General features: G+C 44.3%; 16 protein-coding genes. 9 read left to right on the top strand and 7 right to left on the bottom strand.

Features of this window, described 5'->3' with window-relative positions; translation table 11 throughout:
- On the top strand, positions 1-196 hold a 196-nt coding region (locus C3Y98_RS12785; RefSeq protein ID WP_209308774.1), incomplete at its 5' end, for a hypothetical protein.
- A 211-nt stretch (positions 197-407) separates the two neighbouring features.
- A complete protein-coding gene (locus C3Y98_RS08710) occupies positions 408-1,340 on the top strand; it encodes a sensor domain-containing diguanylate cyclase (RefSeq protein ID WP_135278208.1) in 933 nt (310 codons plus the stop codon).
- 24 nt (positions 1,341-1,364) lie between these two features.
- Here C3Y98_RS08710 and C3Y98_RS08705 read toward each other — a convergent pair whose 3' ends face one another.
- The 7 genes from C3Y98_RS08705 to C3Y98_RS08675 all read right to left on the bottom strand — a co-directional run bounded on the left by C3Y98_RS08705 (position 1,365) and on the right by C3Y98_RS08675 (position 8,296).
- A complete protein-coding gene (locus C3Y98_RS08705) occupies positions 1,365-2,426 on the bottom strand; it encodes a sulfate/molybdate ABC transporter ATP-binding protein (RefSeq protein WP_135278207.1) in 1,062 nt (353 codons plus the stop codon).
- Positions 2,427-2,477: 51 nt separating this feature from the next.
- Positions 2,478-3,368, bottom strand: coding sequence for a sulfate ABC transporter permease subunit CysW (gene cysW / locus C3Y98_RS08700; RefSeq protein WP_135278205.1), 891 nt, complete (start codon positions 3,366-3,368; stop codon positions 2,478-2,480).
- 37 nt (positions 3,369-3,405) lie between these two features.
- Entirely contained in the window at positions 3,406-4,236 is an 831-nt protein-coding gene (gene cysT, locus C3Y98_RS08695; protein WP_135278203.1) for a sulfate ABC transporter permease subunit CysT, read from the bottom strand.
- Positions 4,237-4,362: 126 nt separating this feature from the next.
- Positions 4,363-5,238, bottom strand: a complete 876-nt coding sequence (locus tag C3Y98_RS08690; protein ID WP_135278201.1) for an EAL domain-containing protein — start codon at positions 5,236-5,238, stop codon at positions 4,363-4,365.
- Positions 5,239-5,279: 41 nt separating this feature from the next.
- Complete coding sequence (locus C3Y98_RS08685; protein WP_135278199.1) at positions 5,280-6,290, bottom strand: sulfate ABC transporter substrate-binding protein; 1,011 nt, start codon at positions 6,288-6,290, stop codon at positions 5,280-5,282.
- Between the two features lie 160 nt (positions 6,291-6,450).
- Complete coding sequence (locus tag C3Y98_RS08680) at positions 6,451-8,013, bottom strand: OprO/OprP family phosphate-selective porin (protein ID WP_135278197.1); 1,563 nt, start codon at positions 8,011-8,013, stop codon at positions 6,451-6,453.
- A gap of 91 nt (positions 8,014-8,104) precedes the next feature.
- On the bottom strand, positions 8,105-8,296 hold the full coding sequence (locus C3Y98_RS08675; protein WP_135278195.1) for a YezD family protein: 192 nt from the start codon (positions 8,294-8,296) through the stop codon (positions 8,105-8,107).
- 293 nt (positions 8,297-8,589) lie between these two features.
- Between C3Y98_RS08675 and rimP the strand changes: the two genes are divergently transcribed.
- The 7 genes from rimP to pnp all read left to right on the top strand — a co-directional run bounded on the left by rimP (position 8,590) and on the right by pnp (position 17,534).
- A complete protein-coding gene (gene rimP / locus C3Y98_RS08670) occupies positions 8,590-9,075 on the top strand; it encodes a ribosome maturation factor RimP (protein ID WP_135278193.1) in 486 nt (161 codons plus the stop codon).
- Positions 9,076-9,147: 72 nt separating this feature from the next.
- Entirely contained in the window at positions 9,148-10,614 is a 1,467-nt protein-coding gene (gene nusA, locus C3Y98_RS08665; protein ID WP_135278191.1) for a transcription termination factor NusA, read from the top strand.
- Between the two features lie 123 nt (positions 10,615-10,737).
- A complete protein-coding gene (gene infB / locus C3Y98_RS08660) occupies positions 10,738-13,482 on the top strand; it encodes a translation initiation factor IF-2 (protein WP_135278189.1) in 2,745 nt (914 codons plus the stop codon).
- A 78-nt stretch (positions 13,483-13,560) separates the two neighbouring features.
- Complete coding sequence (gene rbfA, locus C3Y98_RS08655) at positions 13,561-13,917, top strand: 30S ribosome-binding factor RbfA (protein WP_135278187.1); 357 nt, start codon at positions 13,561-13,563, stop codon at positions 13,915-13,917.
- A gap of 21 nt (positions 13,918-13,938) precedes the next feature.
- Entirely contained in the window at positions 13,939-14,844 is a 906-nt protein-coding gene (gene truB / locus C3Y98_RS08650) for a tRNA pseudouridine(55) synthase TruB (protein ID WP_135278185.1), read from the top strand.
- 151 nt (positions 14,845-14,995) lie between these two features.
- A complete protein-coding gene (rpsO, locus tag C3Y98_RS08645; RefSeq protein ID WP_135278183.1) occupies positions 14,996-15,265 on the top strand; it encodes a 30S ribosomal protein S15 in 270 nt (89 codons plus the stop codon).
- Between the two features lie 139 nt (positions 15,266-15,404).
- Positions 15,405-17,534 (top strand): polyribonucleotide nucleotidyltransferase, encoded by a 2,130-nt coding sequence (gene pnp / locus C3Y98_RS08640; RefSeq protein ID WP_135278181.1) that lies wholly within the window; start codon positions 15,405-15,407, stop codon positions 17,532-17,534.
- The last annotated feature ends 24 nt before the right edge of the window (positions 17,535-17,558 follow it).

The raw sequence follows: 17,558 nt of genomic DNA, 5'->3' as shown, positions 1-17,558 counted from the left end.
CCAAGCTATTTATACCAAAAACCCCATTACGAAAGTAGTGGGGTTTTTTTACGTCTGTACGTTGCGTATTATGCTTGCCATCTGCAGCGCTAACGTTGCGCTTTACCGATATGCCCTAGTTTCCATCCTCTTTTACTCTATCGCATCTATCTATTGCAACAGCTTTGCCGCTGATTGGTGCCTCTACGCGGCGTGATCTTAAGTTGTTCTACCACCATTTCCTTTAGTTCTCGCTTGCTGGTTGTCATGTTCCCTCTTAATCTTTGCTATTAAGCGTTCTATGCTAATATTGCAAGTGATTGAATTATTTCTCTTAATTCTAAAAAAATTACAAATTGTTAGTAATTTTGTTGCTTCATTAGCATTACTTACACGCACATTTATTCTGAATTGATACTGGATAACCAATGACGACTTCTAACGACTACCTTGATGCTGACAACGCTGTCTATAAGACATTGTTGGAGTCAACTAAAGCCATTCCTTGGAAAATAGATTGGAGCACGCTACAGTTTTCTTATATTGGGCCGCAAATTGAACAATTGCTGGGCTGGTCACCCGCTAGCTGGGTAACGGTAGAGGATTGGGCTTCAAGAATGCATCCTGAAGACAGGGCTTGGGTGGTTGACTATTGCGTAGCGCAGTCTAAGTCTGGTACTGATCATGAGGCAGACTATCGAGCGCTGACAAAAAATGGCGAGTATGTATGGATCCGTGATGTGGTGCATGTAGTGCGCAACGCACAGGGTGAGGTGGAAGCGCTCATCGGCTTTATGTTTGATATTACTGAGCGTAAGAATACTGAGCAGAAACTGATTGTGCTGCAAAAAGAGCTAGAAGAGCTCTCATTTAAAGATGCGCTGACTGGTGTATATAATCGTCGCATGTTTGATTCAGTAATGGAGGTTGAATGGGCCAATGCTAAACGTAACCATCAGCCACTTTCACTCCTGATGTTAGATATTGATTACTTTAAACAATATAACGACTTCTATGGCCATATACATGGTGATGAGTGCTTGAAACGCGTGGCGAAAGATCTGAGTAAAGTCGCGACTAGATCACGTGATTTTTTTGCACGATTTGGCGGTGAAGAGTTTATTATTGTCTTACCTGAAACAGATGATAAAGCGGCCAGAATGATTGCTGAGCGATGCCGTAGTTTGATTTTTAAAGCGCAGATTCCTCATGAAAAATCTTTGGTGAGCCAAATGTTAACGGTAAGTATTGGCGTTAGTACTATTATTCCTATACACAGCGATGAAGCAATCAATTTTATCGCCGCGGTAGATAGGCAGTTGTATCAAGCGAAGGAAAAAGGTAGAAATCGTATTGCTTAACAATTTCTACCTTAATTTTTGCAGTTATGCCGCAAACACACGGACATTTCTAGGGTAGACATGTACATGCTGCGCTGGTGTCAGCTTCAGTTCACGGAAGCGCTCTTGTGTAAGTTCTGCCTCAATTAGCTCAGTATGGTCATTACGCTCTAGCTCTACTTTTACTAGCGGGCCAACCGCATTTACATAACGAACAATCGCCTCGAAGCCGATACGGTCAGTTTTTTGTGTATTATAAATTTCAATGTCATGCGGACGTACGAAGGCCAGTGCTGGTGTGTTTTGCGTGTCCTCATGTGCATCTAGCTTTAAATCCACCCCTGCAACCTGCGCAGAGCCCTGATGGATATGGCTATCAAACTGATTTACATTACCTAAGAATTGATAAACAAAAGGTGATACTGGGTGGTCGTACACTTCTTGTGGCGTACCGATTTGTTCAATCTTACCGCGATTGATCACAACTACGCGGTCTGCAACCTCTAAGGCTTCTTCTTGGTCATGCGTAACGAAGATGCTTGTGATGTGTAGCTCATCATGTAAGCGGCGTAACCAGCGACGTAGCTCTTTACGCACTTTGGCATCCAATGCACCAAATGGCTCATCCAGTAGCAATACTTTAGGCTCTACTGCTAACGCGCGTGCCAAAGCAATACGTTGGCGTTGGCCGCCAGATAGTTGCGGTGGATAACGATCGGCCAACCAGTCCAGCTGCACGAGCTCAAGCAACTCATGCACACGACGTTTGATCTCGGCATCTGATGGGCGAGTATGCTTAGGCCGCACTCGTAAGCCAAATGCTACATTTTCAAACACAGTCATGTGGCGAAACAATGCATAGTGCTGAAATACAAAGCCAACTTCACGTTCTTGCACTTGACGCTCTGTAGCATCGTTACCATGAAATAAGATATTGCCTGAGTCTGGCGTTTCTAAGCCGGCAATAATGCGTAGCAATGTTGTTTTACCGCAACCTGATGGGCCCAATAGTGCAACAAGTTCACCGCTAGGGACATCTAAGCTTACATCGTTAAGTGCGCTGAATTGTCCAAAATTCTTTTTGATATTACGTATTTCTATACTCATAGTTGTATTCCAAAATAATGGTTGTGCGAGTGATAATGATTAACTTGAAGGCTAGGCAGATTCATGTTGAATTGCGTTTCTGGCAACCTGCCACTCAATAAAAGTTTTGAGTGCTAAAGTCACTAAGGCCAATAACGCGAGCAGGGATGCCACGGCAAATGCTGCTGCGTAGTTATATTCGTTGTACAGAATCTCTACATGTAGTGGCAAGGTATTGGTCATGCCGCGAATATGTCCTGATACGACAGAGACCGCGCCAAATTCACCCATTGCCCGTGCGTTAGTAAGAATCACACCGTATAACAGACCCCATTTCACATTAGGCAGTGTGATGCGCCATAAAATCTGCCAGCCAGATGCGCCTAGTACCAAACCCGCTTCTTCCTCATCTTTGCCTTGTGCTTGCATTAATGGAATCAGCTCCCTAGCCACAAACGGGAAGGTAACGAATATAGTTGCCAGTACAATCCCTGGGATAGCGAAAATAACTTTGATATCGTTATCGACCAATGCAGATCCAAACCAACCTTGTATGCCAAAAATAAGTACGTAAATCAAACCGGCAATCACTGGTGAAACAGCAAATGGCAAATCAATCAAGGTGATGAGGATGCTCTTACCTTTGAACTCAAATTTAGTGATTGCCCAAGCCGCTGCAACCCCAAACACCAAGTTCAGTGGAACGGCGATCAGCGCAGCGATAAATGTGAGTTTAATTGCTGACAAAGCGTCTGGGTCAACTAGTGCTGTAATGTAAGTGTCGAAGCCTTTGCGTAATGCTTCAGTAAATACTGCCGCAAGTGGTACAAATAGAAACAGCGTTAAAAAAGTAAGTGCAATGGTGGTTAATAAATAACGAATCCATACAGGCTCTGACGTGGCACGGCTGCGTGCAACCTTGTTGCGGTAGCTGCTATATTGTGTTGTTGCGGTAGCTGACATAAATGTCCTAATCTAATTGTTATTAATATGATTCGATTTAGTTTGCTGCTGTGCGCTGGCGATTTGACCACCATTGCAAACCGTTAATGGCAAATAGCAGCACGAATGAAATCACAAGCATGACCACCGCGACGGCTGTTGCGCCTGCATAATCGTATTGCTCTAGTTTGGTGATGATAATGAGCGGGGTGATTTCTGAAACCATTGGCATATTGCCCGCAATAAAGATGACAGAGCCGTATTCACCAATCGCACGTGCAAATGCTAGGGCAAAGCCCGTGAGCAGTGCTGGGCCAATAGCAGGGAAAATAATTTTGACAAAGGTCTGCCAACGATTAGCCCCCAAGCTAGCTGCCGCTTCTTCGGTTTCTGCCTCTAGGTCTTCTAACACTGGCTGCACTGTACGCACCACAAAAGGTAACCCAATAAAAGTAAGCGCAACAATCACACCGATTGGTGTGAATGCAACTTTGATGCCTAGCGGCTCTAACCATGCGCCAATCCAACCATTGGCTGAATAAACAGCGGTGAGGGCAATGCCTGCAACCGCTGTTGGTAACGCAAATGGTAAGTCTACGATGGCATCAATCAGCTTTTTGCCCGGAAACTTATAGCGAACTAGCACCCATGCGGTGAGTAGACCGAAAACGGCATTAATCAATGCGCCTACCAGCGATGCGCCAAAGGTAAGTTTATATGATGCAACAACACGTGGTGCAGTGATGACTTCCCAAAACTCTGGCATGCTTAGCTCTGTGGTCTTAATAAAGGCAGCAGACAAGGGGATGAGCACAATTAAGCTTAAGTAAAATATCGTAAAACCTAGTGATAAGTTAAAGCCAGGGAGAATGTTTTTTTGCTTTGCCATAGTTTTAGTCTGTGTTGTGAATGCGTGTTAATTTAACCGATAGTTAAATAACAATTAAATAATATTTAAGCATTTCTATATATCTAATTGTTATTTGTATGGCGGTGCAGTTGGCGAAGAGCTTGATTAAGCTGCTTTATGTAGTGAAGATAATTTGTTAAGCGCAGACGAAGGTTGTAAGGCTTTGGCGTGCACTGGTTTTGCCAAGAAGTAGCCTTGAACAAACAATCCGCCAGACTCGATGGCGATATCCAGCTGAGCTTGTGTTTCAATGCCAGTGATGATGGTTTGTGCGCCACTGTCATTAATTAAATTAATGAGGCCTGGCAATATTTTTTGCACACGATGATTGCCTTCGGCTTGCTGAATAATGCCTAAATCCAGTTTGACGTAATCTGGTGAGAGTTTCCACAAGCGGTCGATATGTGACTTTTTGCCGCCAAAGCCATCAATAGAGATTTTATAGGCTCTGTCACGATAGTTGTCGATGGCTTCAGACAGTTGTTTGTCTTGTTCTATTTCACTTTCTTTAATTTCGATGACGACGCGATGCGTTGGAACTGAGTTTGCATGCAGTATGCGCTCGAACACTTTGCCATGCGTATTCACAGAAACGAGTAACTTGGGATGCACATTAAGAAACAGCAGCCCGTTTTCTGCATAAATTTGTTTGAAGTTTAATACGTGCAGGGTTCTGGCTACACGATCAAACTGTACTAGCTTGCCGGTTTGTTCGGCATAGGTGAAGGCGAACTCTGGTGTGCTAGTCAGTTCGCCTCCAAGCGATGGTCGTAATAATGCTTCGTGACCAATTAAATCGCCTGCCTGTATGTCATAAATAGGTTGAAATGCAGTATTTAATTGAACGCCTAAGAACGTACTGTTAAATTCACCGGTTGATTGTTCAACTAAGCCGTAATCATCTAAATCTAAAAATAGTGACTCCTTCAGTTGCAATCTTAGTTGCTCAATTGGTGAAGTTGCGTTGGTTGGTACTGTCATTTTTGTATCCTTTATATCATTTAGTGCAGGCGAATTAATAGTTACTTTTGATAGATCTGATCAAAAGTACCGCCGTCAGAGAAGTGCGTTTTTTGTGCTTTTTGCCAACCGCCAAATGCATCATCAATTTTGATTAAATTGACTTTTGGAAATTGACTTTCATATTTCTTGGCAACTGATTCTAAAGTTGGGCGGTAGTAATTCTTAGCTGCAATTTCTTGGCCTTCTTCAGTGTACAAGTAGTCCAAGTAGGCTTTAGCTACAGCTTCGGTACCGTGTTTCTTCGCAAATTTGTCGACTACCGTCACTGGAGGTTCAGCCAGAATTGAGAGTGATGGCACGATGATTTCAAACTTGCCAACGCCTAATTCTTTTTGTGCTAAAAATGCTTCGTTTTCCCATGCAAGCAACACATCACCAATGCCACGCTCAACAAATGTTGTGGTTGAGCCGCGCGCGCCAGTGTCTAATACCGGCACGTTTTTCAGCAATTTACCAACGAACTCTTTAGTTTTTGCTTCATCGCCGCCGAATTTTTTCTGTGCAAATGCCCATGCCGCTAAGTAGTTCCAGCGTGCGCCACCTGAAGTTTTAGGGTTAGGCGTAATGACTGAAATGCCAGGTTTTACAAGGTCGTCCCAATCTTTAATGCCTTTAGGGTTGCCTTTACGCACTAACAGGACAATGGTTGAGGTGTAAGGCGAGCTATTGTGCGATAAGCGTTTTTGCCAATCTTTAGGGATTAACTTACCTTTTTCATGTAGCTGGTCCACGTCGTACGCAAGCGCAAGCGTTGCAACGTCTGCGTCTAAACCATCAATAATGGCGCGTGCTTGTTTGCCTGAGCCACCATGTGACGCTTTCACGGTTACTTTGTCGCCAGTTTTGGCTAGCCAGTATTTGCTAAATGCAGCATTGAAGTCTTGGTAGAGTTCGCGTGTTGGGTCGTAAGAAACGTTGAGTAATGTGATGTCTTTGGCAGACGCCGTAATCGGTGCTGCAAAGCTAAGGGCTGCTGCTAATACTGCAATTGCGAGTAATGATTTTTTCATGGTTTACATCCTTATTAATAATTAAGTGATTTGTTTAGGTATCTTCTATTGGTGAACAACAAGGCATTTTTATATCCTTTACTTCTTAAATCAGCCACCCTCGTTAACAAGGGCGGCTCTTGTTTTAATTTAGACTAATCCAAGCTGGGGTAATCTAGGCTTAGAACGCGACCTGGAAGCGAGCTAGCAATGCATTTTCACTTTGACGGTCACGTATATTGGTACCAGCGGCGTTTACTGCAGTAATCCCAATACCGGCACCGCCATCAAATGAGGTATGTGAGTAGTTCAGTTGCACCTTGGCATTTTGATTCAAGTACCAGTTCACACCAGCTGTCCATGATTTAGCAGACTTTGCACTTTCTGATAGATTTGCATATGTACCTGTTGAAAATGAACCAGTGTTTTTGTTTTTAAAGGTATCGCTATCCAGATTGATTTCGCTGTAACGCGCTACTAACTCCCAAGCACCCCAGCCACCTTTATCAATATCAAAGTTATTTTTTGGTTTTACGCCTCTGAAGGAGGCATCCTCACCGGTCAATAAGTATGAAACAGCCACTTGCCATGCATCGTGGCTAAGTGTTTTACTGGAGTTTGCAGCAATGACACTCGGCGCATTGCTTGTCGTGTTAGTTAGTAAGCTGACATCCTGATTGACTCTTGCATACTCAGTAATTAAGCCTAATGGGCCATAGTAGTAACTAGCTTGTGGCGTAATACGGCTGCGTTTGCCATCTGCAACAGAGGCTGAGCCATAGCGGAAAAATGTTTGTTGGCCATCTGTTAAGTAGCTTGGTAAGCCATTTCTGGTTGCATCGGCTGCCGAAGTGTTCGTGAAGTCCAGGTTTCTCTCACCATCAATATTGGTATATGTACCTGCGATACCAAAACCTAAGCCAGATAATGCGTTAGCATCATCTTTAAATGGTGTTGCAAAGAGTCTTGCTGTTACTTCTTTTGAACCGTCAAATTCGTTACCAGTGGTCGCGTTTCCCCCATCGACTACACCATTATTAACACCAACTGCATAGCTAAGTTTATCGCCAAATACATCACCGTAAACTGAAACGCCGACATCACGGTTTGGCAAAATAGCGTTAGTTACGTAACTACGCTCAACGAATTTAATATCACTACCACCTTGTAAGCGTTCTAGGCCGACAAACGGTTTATATTTACCCGCACGAATTTTAAAAGCAGGATCTAATCGTGCGTCAATGTATGCGTCTACTGCAGAAGCACTGCCGCCAGCAAACTCAGGCGTGAAGCGGAAATCATATTTGCCAAATAATGTACCCTGGATTGTTGGGCGAATACGACGTAACAGCGCGGTATCGTTTGCGTCATGGAAGCCATTCGCATCTAAACTCCCTGCACGAGTGTTGGTTCTGTTACGTACATCATTGGCGCCATCTTGGTATGAGCGGTAATCCGCTTGTAGCAAGCCACTAAATTTAATGGAGTTTTTACCATCTGCTGACTCTAGGCCAAATCCATTAGCGCTCGCTTTTACAACAGGGGATTCTTTTTTAGCTGCGACAGCAGCCTCTTCATTGATCTCATCTTTGCGCTCAATGATTTTTACTTTTTGGCTAAGCTCTTGAACTAAAGCGCGTAGCTCTTCAAGCTCATTGCTATCATTTGCGTTAGCAATGGCTGGTGATGATAAGATGCCTGCTGATAATAGTGCGACGGCAAATTTTGAATATTGGAATTGCATGCTAAATCTCCTGAGTCAAACTTCCAGTTAACTGGTCAGCTAATCTAAATTAATGGTTTTAATTAATAGTTTTATTGCGCTGCTGGTGCAGTTACGAAAGTTTGCTAATGTTTCCTGAGATTGAAGTGTGATTAAATCTTAATCTCTCGCGCTTTTCGATAAACGTCACACGCCCTCCGTGTACGGTGATCTCTATCGATCCAAATCCAGTACCGCTACTGAGCTCTTGCACTACACGTAAGATTTCTTGTGTAACAGTTTTGGTTGTCTGGTTGCTTGGCATCTGCGCTATAACTACTTAATAAGTAAGAAAGTACGCACTATAAATAAACCAGTTAATAATTAAAAATAATTAATTGTGATAAATTTATAACTAAAAAGAATATAAGAGGGTAATTCATATAAAAAGCATAAAAAGCGCACTTTATTAACTGTAGTGTTTCCAATTCATTGAATTGATTGGTATAATGCGGATGAATTTTTTGATGGGCTTTGTGCCCATTTTTTGTTTCTGCAATCTGCGCATGCATGAGGTATGCGCGCGCAGATTGTGCAGTGAAAGTGAAGGGTCGATTTATGCAGGATTTGCAAACGTTAATAGAAAAATCAGTAAGCCAGCTAGGCTATGAGCTTGTGGATTTAGAGATTTCTAATCGAGGCAAATTGTTGCGAGTGTTTATTGATAAGCAAAATCCTGCTGATAGTAAAGACAGCGTGAATATTGATGATTGCGTACTGGTAAGTAATCAGTTGGGTAATTTGCTGGCGGTTGAGCATGAAATTGATTATGACCGCTTGGAGGTTTCATCTCCAGGGATGGATCGTGTATTGAAGAAAGAGTCGGACTATCTAAGATTCATAGGTGAGCGCGTATCTATCAAGTTGCGAGTTGGTATCAAAGATGAAGGCCCTAACGCTACAGAAACAACCTTGCCGAGAAAAACTTTTTTAGGCTTGATTAAGGGCTTAGAAGACGGGCATTTGATGCTGGATTTTGAAGGCATCACTTACAAAATGGCGCTCAGTAATATTGATAAAGCCCGGCTAAACCCGGTGTTTTAAATGCAAGTGTGTGTATTGTAAGAATTTAATAAATAAGGCAGTTAAGCTGCAATATATAGTCGGAGATTGAAAATGAGTCGTGAAATTTTACTGTTGGTAGATGCCTTGGCGCATGAAAAAAACGTTGATAAAAGCGTTATATTTACCGCGCTAGAGCTTGCTTTGGCTTCGGCTACAAAGAAAAAACATCACGATGACGCCGATGTGCGTGTTGCTATTGATCGTGAAACTGGCGAGTACCAAACATTTAGACGTTGGCAATATGTGGACTACGACTTGTTGGAAAACTCAGCTTATCAAATCGATGAGGAAGATGAGCGTTCTAAAGGTTTAACGATCGGTGACTATTACGAAGAGCCATTAGAAAACCTTGAGTTCGGCCGTATTGGCGCGCAAGCTGCTAAGCAGGTGATTTTACAAAAAGTGCGTGAGGCTGAGCGCGAGCAAATCTTGCAAGACTTCTTGGCACGTGATGAAAAGTTAGTGACCGGCGTTATTAAGCGCATGGAAAAAGGTAATGCCATCATTGAAGTGGGTCGTATCGAATCACTATTGCCACGTGAGCAAATGATTCCAAAAGAGAACTTGCGTGTGGGTGACCGTGTGCGTGCTTACTTGTTGCGTATCGAGCGCAGTGGCCGAGGTCCTCAATTAATTCTATCTAGAATTATCCCTGAGTTCTTGGTGCGTTTGTTTGAATTGGAAGTGCCTGAGATTGAAGAGGGTTTGTTAGAGATTCGTTCTGCCGCGCGTGACCCTGGCTTGCGTTCAAAAATTGCAGTTAAGAGCAATGATCAGCGCCTAGACCCAGTGGGTACATGTGTGGGTATGCGTGGTTCACGTGTGCAGGCGGTAACCGGTGAGTTGGCTGGTGAGCGTGTGGATATCGTGTTATGGAGCATGGAGCCGGCGCAGTTTGTGATTAACGCAATGTCTCCAGCTGAAGTGTCTAGCATCGTCGTTGATGAAGATGCGCACAGCATGGATGTAGTGGTGGAAGAAGAGCAATTGGCATTGGCGATTGGCCGTAGTGGTCAAAACGTGCGTTTGGCTTCAGAGTTAACTGGCTGGACCTTGAACATCTTAACGGTTGATCAAGCGGCACAGAAAAATCAAGAAGAGTATGCTGGTGTTAGTCAATTGTTTATGGAAAAACTAGACGTTGATGAGGAAGTGGCTGAAATTCTAGTACAAGAAGGCTTTAGCACATTAGAAGAAATCGCTTATGTGCCTCTGGCAGAAATGAACCAAATTGAGGCTTTTGATGAAGATACGGTAGAAGAGCTGCGCAAGCGTGCTCGTGCTGCATTGTTGACAGAAGCCATTGCCAAAGAAGAAAAAGTGGAAGAGGCTGCAGAAGACTTGTTGACGCTAGAAGGTATGGATGATGCAACTGCTCATCAATTAGCGGCAAAAGGCATCTCAACCATGGATGATTTAGCTGAGTTGGCAATTGATGAGTTGGTTGAATTAACCAATATGGACGAAGAGCGCGCAAAAACACTAATCATGACAGCTCGCGCACCTTGGTTTAAATAATAATATTCAAATGTAGCGCTTTATGGGTATCGGTCAATTCAGTTTGGCCGAACTAAAGCGCAGTAATAATGAGTGGTAACGCTAGGCAATAAAGCTTAGGAAGAAGAATACTGGAGCAACAAGATGGCACAAACAACCGTAGAACAATTTGCTGGCGAATTAAAGCTGCCGACGGCATTGTTATTAGAACAGCTTAAAAGTGCTGGCGTGCATAAAACAAGCGCAGAAGATGAATTAAGTGAGCACGATAAAGCGGCATTGCTAGATCATTTGCGTAAAGAGCACGGTACGCTTGCTCCTAAAAACAAAATTACCCTCACACGCAAATCAAGCACAGAAATTAAAAAAACTGATAACAGCGGTAAAGCGCGCACAATTCAAGTAGAAGTACGCAAGAAACGCGTGATCGAGCAGCGCGAAGACTCTGGCATGCCTGAAGAGGATGTTGTTGAAGATGCTTTGGTCGAAGCTGCTGTTGATGCGGTAGAAACTCCGGTTGAAGTGCCCGCGCCAGTAGTTGAAGTGCCGGTTGCTCCTGTCGCTGAGCCTGAGCCAGTTGTGGTTGAGGCGCCAGTAGCACCGGTAGTTGAGCCTGAGCCGGAAGTTGCTGCACCAGTGGTGGCCGAAGTGCAAGTTGAAGCTGTGGTTGAGCCTGAAAAGGTTGTGGTTAGACAACAAACTATCAGCCGCAAAGACTTGCTTGGTGCGGAAGAGATTGCGTTGCGTGAGCAAGAAGCTAAGCGCCATGCGACGTTACTAGCATTGCAAGCAGAAGATAAACGCAAAAAAGAAGAGTTAGCGCAGCGTCGTTTAGACGAAGAGGCGAGAAAGTTAGCAGAAGCTGAAGCTGCAAAAGCTAAAGCAGCTAAGCTTTCAGAAGGTACCTTGCATAAACCTGTAGCAAAAGAAGGTGCTGAAAAACCAGGTGTAAAAGATGCGAAAAAAGGTAAAGGTAACAATAAAGAGTGGACCGATGCCGAGAACAAAAAACGTGGATTAAAAACACGTGGTGACGTAACGAGCGGTAAAACTGGCTGGCGTGCGCCGAAAGGCAAAGGCGGTAAGCATCATGATGATGATCAGCAGCATGCCTTTACTGCACCAACTGAACCGTTAGTGTATGAAGTGCTTGTACCAGAAACCATTACTGTGGCTGATTTGGCACACAAAATGTCAGTGAAGTCAGGTGAAGTGATTAAAACGCTGATGGGCATGGGCATGATGGTGACCATCAACCAAGTGCTAGACCAAGAAACTGCCATTATTATTGTGGAAGAGATGGGTCATAAGGCCCAGGCTGCAGCACCAAATGACCCAGATGCGTTTATCGAAGAAGCTGAGCATGCTGAAGCGATCATGGAAACACGTCCACCTGTTGTGACGGTGATGGGCCACGTTGACCACGGTAAAACATCATTGTTGGATTACATTCGCCGTAGCCGCGTGGCAACTGGTGAGGCTGGCGGTATTACGCAGCATATTGGTGCTTACCATGTTGAAACGCCTAGCGGTATGGTGACATTCCTAGATACCCCAGGCCATGAAGCGTTTACAGCGATGCGTGCGCGTGGTGCCAAGGCGACAGATATTGTGATTCTAGTCGTGTCCGCAGATGACGGCGTGATGCCGCAAACAATCGAAGCGATTCACCATGCTAAAGCAGCTGGTGTGCCGATTGTTGTGGCGATCAATAAAATTGATAAGCCGGATGCAGATCCTGAGCGCGTGAAAATGGAACTGGTGAGTCAGGAAGTGGTGCCTGAAGACTTTGGTGGTGACACGATGTTCCGTGCGGTATCAGCTAAAACTGGTCAAGGTATTGATGATTTGCTAGAGGCTGTGTTGCTGCAGGCTGAAGTGTTGGAGTTGAAAGCGCCTAAAAATACACCAGCCAAGGGCTTGGTGATTGAAGGCCGTCTAGACAAAGGTCGCGGTTCAGTGGCTACGATTCTAGTGCAATCAGGTACTTTAAAACGTGGTGATATGATTTTGGCGGGCACTACTTTTGGTAAAGTACGTGCGATGTTGGATGAGACCGGTAAAGACATTCAAGAGGCTGGCCCATCAATGCCAGTGGAAATTCTAGGTTTGTCTGACGTGCCTAGCGCGGGTGAAGAAGTGATCGTATTAAATGACGAGCGCAAAGCACGTGAAATTGCATTGTTCCGTCAAGGCAAATACCGTGATGTGAAACTTGCTAAACAGCAAGCGGCAAAACTGGAAAACATGTTCGAGCAAATGGAATCAGGCGAAGTGCAAACACTTGGTTTGATTATCAAGTCAGACGTGCAGGGCTCATACGAAGCCTTGGCAACAAGCTTGCAAAAACTGTCTACCAGCGAAGTGAAAGTGAATATTATTCACACCGGCGTGGGTGCAATCAGTGAGTCAGATGTGAACTTGGCTGCAGCTTCTAAAGCGGTGTTGATTGGTTTCAGTGTGCGTGCTGACTCAGGCGCACGTAAGTTGATTGATACGTTAGGTGTGGATGTACGTTACTACAACATTATTTATGAAGCAGTAGACGAAATCAAAGCGGCACTTGGCGGCATGTTGGCACCAGAGCAAAAAGAGAGCATGATTGGTACGGTAGAAGTGCGTGAGGTATTCCGTATTTCTAAGATTGGTGCGATTGCTGGTTGCTATGTACAAGACGGTATGATTAAACGTAACTCTAAAGTACGTATCTTGCGTAATAACGTGATCGTGCATACTGGCGAGTTGGATTCACTAAAACGCTTTAAAGATGACGTTAAAGAAGTTAAAAACAATTTCGAGTGCGGTCTGTCATTGAAGGGCTACAACGATATCGAAGTTGGTGATATCTTGGAAGTTTACGAGATGATTGAAGTAGCGCGTACGCTATAAGCGCTTACCCAGTGTTTGATGTATGGCTTGTAAGCGGCAATATGCAGCAGGTCATGTATCAACACTTTTAGGATTAGAATGGCAAAAGATTTTTCACGTAGTCACCGTGTGGCTGAACAGATGCAGCGCGAAATCGCAGACCTGCTGATGTTTGAAATTAAAGACCCGCGTGTTGGCATGGTCACCGTCACTGCAGTTGAGGTAACGGGTGACATGGCGCACGCTAAGATTTTTTATAGTGCAGCAAAGCAGAGCGATAGTACGCAGCAGGGTTTGGAAAAATCTGCCGGCTTTTTGCGTACGCAGCTTGCAAAGCGTATGTTATTACGCACAGTACCGCAATTGCACTTTGTGTATGATGCGTCCATCGATAACGGCATGATGATGTCCAAGCTGATTGATGAGGCGATTGCTTCAGATAAAACCAAGTCTTAACTTCTTAGAGTTAACGTCCCTTTGCAATTCAAGAGAGTCAAAAAAAATATCAATGGTATTTTGTTATTAGATAAGCCTTTAGGTTTTTCTTCTAACCAAGCCTTGCAGCGGGTGAAGTGGCTGCTACAAGCGGCCAAGGCCGGACATACCGGCACGCTTGATCCGCTAGCTACGGGTTTATTGCCACTTTGTTTTGGCGAAGCCACCAAGTTCGCGCATTACCTCACTGATGCCGATAAAACTTATCATGCTACGATTAAATTGGGTATCACCACTACCACTGGTGATGCTGAAGGTGAAGTGCTGAAGCAAGCGCCCGTGCAAGTGAGTGCAACAGAATTTAGCCAGGCTTGCCTGCAGTTCGTCGGTGTCATTAATCAAACTCCCCCTATGTACTCGGCCTTAAAGCATGAAGGCAAGGCCTTGTATGAATATGCACGTGAGGGCATAGAGATTGAGCGTAAGATACGTACCGTTACTATCCATGCTATCGAGGTCCTGAGCTTCGCAGGGGATGTTGCAGAAATTGAGGTATCTTGCAGTAAAGGCACTTATATTCGTACGTTGGCGGAGGATATCGGCGCTAGTTTAGGCTGTGGCGCGCATTTGATTGGTTTGCGCAGAACCTATACCGCTGGCTATGACATTGCTCAAGCCATCACCTTAGCTGAGTTTGAAGCGCTGAGTGCAGATGAGCGTTTGGCAAAACTGGCCGCGCCAGATACGGCAGTGGATGACTTGCCGGCGCTAGTGTTGGGTGCGGATAGCGCTTTCTATTTGATGCAAGGGCAAGCGGTGTGGCAAAGCGGCAAGGTACCTGCTGGTTTGTTGCGCTTGTACGATGAGCGGCATGTGTTTTTGGGCTTAGGTGAGCAGCAGCGTGATGGCAAAATTGCACCTAAACGCTTGATGCAGCAAGTAATATAGTTAAGCCGATTGTTGAAATAACTTGTTAAGCTGTTAACTTGTCACTATAATGTGCGGTTCATGTAAATGAATGCAATTGTGGGTTAGCATCCAAATAAGATACTAGGCTACTTTTGTATTGACGCAAAACCTCTAAATTTAGGAAAAAGTTATGGCAGTTACAGCACAAGATACCGCGAAAATCGTTGCAGAATATCAACGCGCACCAAATGATACGGCAAGTCCAGAAGTGCAAGTAGCACTTTTAACAAACCGCATCAGCTATCTAACAGAGCACTTCAAATCTAACAAAAAAGACAACCACTCACGTCGTGGTTTGTTAGCTTTAGTTAGCCAACGTCGTAGCTTGTTAGATTACCTAAAACGTAAAGACTCTAGCCGTTATCAAACATTGATTCAACGTTTAGGTCTGCGTAAGTAACAGTTATAAAAGTGCTTAGCTTTTTGGCTTCACTTATATAATTGCTGTAAAAAGCCGATAGCATCAATATGCATCGGCTTTTTTTATTGTTAGATTGTTATTGGGTAGTGAATAACAGTCTGTTGAAAAAGGAAAATAAATGTTTAATAAAGTTACTAAAAGTATTCAATACGGTGCGCACACGCTAACCCTTGAAACCGGTGAAATCTCACGCCAGGCAGATGCTGCGGTGATGGTGAGCTACGGTGATACGGTGGTGTTGGTAGCTGTTACCAGCAAACGTGAAGTTAAAGCAGGTCAAGACTTCTTCCCGTTAACTGTAGATTACATGGAAAAAACCTATGCTGCGGGCAAAATCCCAGGTGGTTTTTTCAAGCGTGAAGGCCGTCCTTCAGAAAAAGAAACACTGACTAGTCGTTTGATCGACCGTCCATTACGCCCTCTGTTCCCAGAAGCGTTTTATAACGAAGTGCAAGTCGTGGCAACTGTGTTGTCATCAGATCCGGAAATCGATGCAGACATTCCTGCAATTATCGGTGCATCCGCAGCGATGTCATTGTCAGGTATTCCATACTACGGTCCACTAGGTGCGGCTCGCGTTGGTTATATCAATGACGAATACGTATTGAACCCGACTAAAGCACAATTGGAAGAAACTGAGCTTGATTTGGTCGTTGCGGCAACAGAAAGCGCTGTAATGATGGTTGAGTCAGAGGCTAAAGAGCTTTCAGAAGAAGTGATGTTAGGCGCGGTTGTTTATGGTCACGAGCAAATGCAAGCTGTGATTAAATTGATTAGCGAATTAACAGCAGAAGCTGGTAAAGATGCTTGGGACTGGGTTGCCCCAGAGCCAGATACTGCATTGATTGAAAAAGTAGCTGGCTTGGCTGCTGCTGATATTAATGCTGCATTCCAGATTAAAGCCAAAGGTGCGCGTTCAGCTAAGTTAGAAGAAATCACCAACCGTGTGTTGGCTGAGTTAGTAACTGAAGAAACTTCAACTTCAGAAGCGAATAAAATTAAAAATGAAATCTTTAATTTAGAAGCTAAAACTGTACGTAGCCAAATTTTAAATGGCGAGCCACGTATTGATGGCCGTGATACACGCACGGTGCGTCCTATCAGCATCCGTACCGGTGTATTGCCACGTACGCATGGTTCAGCACTGTTTACACGTGGTGAAACACAAGCGTTGGTTGTAGCGACTTTAGGTACAGGCCGTGATGAGCAAACCATTGATGCATTGCAAGGTGAATACAATGACCGCTTTATGCTGCATTACAACATGCCTCCGTACGCAACTGGAGAAACTGGCCGCGTAGGTACCCCAAAACGCCGCGAAATCGGTCATGGCCGTTTAGCAAAACGTGCTTTGGTTGCTGCATTGCCAGCTAAAGAAGATTTTGATTACACCATGCGTGTGGTTTCTGAGATTACAGAATCTAACGGCTCAAGCTCAATGGCCTCTGTATGCGGTGGCTGCTTAGCGTTAATGGATGCTGGTGTACCAATGAAAAACCATGTTGCGGGTATCGCAATGGGCTTGATCAAAGAAGGTAACCGTGTTGCTGTGTTGACTGACATCTTAGGTGATGAAGATCACTTGGGTGATATGGACTTTAAAGTAGCTGGTACAGAAGATGGTATCACTGCCTTGCAAATGGACATCAAAATCACAGGCATCACTGCACAAATCATGCAAGTGGCTTTAGCGCAGGCTAAAGAAGGTCGTGCACACATTCTTGGTATCATGAAGCAAGCTGTGAGTGGCGCAAATACAGAAATGTCACAATTTGCACCACGTATTATCACTATGAAGATTAATCCTGAGAAAATCCGTGATGTAATCGGTAAGGGTGGTGCAGTGATTCGTGCGTTAACTGAAGAAACTGGCACAACGATTGATATCGAAGATGACGGTACAGTGAAAATTGCATGCACAAGCTCAGAGCAAGGTGCTGAAGCGCAACGTCGCATTGCAGAAATCACTGCTGAAGTTGAAGTGGGTCAAACCTATGAAGGTACTGTAATCAAATTGCTTGATTTCGGTGCAATCGTTACTTTGATTCCAGGTAAAGATGGCTTGCTACATATTTCACAAATTGCACATCAACGTGTGAATGCAGTGGCTGACTTCTTGAAAGAAGGCGACGTAGTGAAGGTTAAAGTGGTTGAGGCTGATGAAAAGGGTCGTGTACGTCTAAGCATGAAAGCTTTGATTGATCCGCCAGTTGCAGAGGCTAAAGCTGAAACAGAAGCTGACGAGTAATACGGTAATCGTGTCACTTGCTAG

The sequence above is a fragment of the Methylotenera oryzisoli genome (assembly GCF_004661485.1).
In the GTDB taxonomy this organism is placed as follows: domain Bacteria; phylum Pseudomonadota; class Gammaproteobacteria; order Burkholderiales; family Methylophilaceae; genus Methylotenera; species Methylotenera oryzisoli.
Note: the sequence above shows the minus strand (reverse complement) of the source record. Positions and strands in the feature narration are given on the sequence as shown.

What these genes read in the sequence shown, in the direction of transcription:
- C3Y98_RS08710 (WP_135278208.1), top strand. Translation starts at nt 408, where the DNA reads ATGACGACTTCTAACGACTACCTTGATGCTGACAACGCTGTCTATAAG.
- C3Y98_RS08705 (WP_135278207.1), bottom strand. Translation starts at nt 2,426, where the DNA reads ATGAGTATAGAAATACGTAATATCAAAAAGAATTTTGGACAATTCAGC.
- cysW (WP_135278205.1), bottom strand. Translation starts at nt 3,368, where the DNA reads ATGTCAGCTACCGCAACAACACAATATAGCAGCTACCGCAACAAGGTT.
- cysT (WP_135278203.1), bottom strand. Translation starts at nt 4,236, where the DNA reads ATGGCAAAGCAAAAAAACATTCTCCCTGGCTTTAACTTATCACTAGGT.
- C3Y98_RS08690 (WP_135278201.1), bottom strand. Translation starts at nt 5,238, where the DNA reads ATGACAGTACCAACCAACGCAACTTCACCAATTGAGCAACTAAGATTG.
- C3Y98_RS08685 (WP_135278199.1), bottom strand. Translation starts at nt 6,290, where the DNA reads ATGAAAAAATCATTACTCGCAATTGCAGTATTAGCAGCAGCCCTTAGC.
- C3Y98_RS08680 (WP_135278197.1), bottom strand. Translation starts at nt 8,013, where the DNA reads ATGCAATTCCAATATTCAAAATTTGCCGTCGCACTATTATCAGCAGGC.
- C3Y98_RS08675 (WP_135278195.1), bottom strand. Translation starts at nt 8,296, where the DNA reads ATGCCAAGCAACCAGACAACCAAAACTGTTACACAAGAAATCTTACGT.
- rimP (WP_135278193.1), top strand. Translation starts at nt 8,590, where the DNA reads ATGCAGGATTTGCAAACGTTAATAGAAAAATCAGTAAGCCAGCTAGGC.
- nusA (WP_135278191.1), top strand. Translation starts at nt 9,148, where the DNA reads ATGAGTCGTGAAATTTTACTGTTGGTAGATGCCTTGGCGCATGAAAAA.
- infB (WP_135278189.1), top strand. Translation starts at nt 10,738, where the DNA reads ATGGCACAAACAACCGTAGAACAATTTGCTGGCGAATTAAAGCTGCCG.
- rbfA (WP_135278187.1), top strand. Translation starts at nt 13,561, where the DNA reads ATGGCAAAAGATTTTTCACGTAGTCACCGTGTGGCTGAACAGATGCAG.
- rpsO (WP_135278183.1), top strand. Translation starts at nt 14,996, where the DNA reads ATGGCAGTTACAGCACAAGATACCGCGAAAATCGTTGCAGAATATCAA.
- pnp (WP_135278181.1), top strand. Translation starts at nt 15,405, where the DNA reads ATGTTTAATAAAGTTACTAAAAGTATTCAATACGGTGCGCACACGCTA.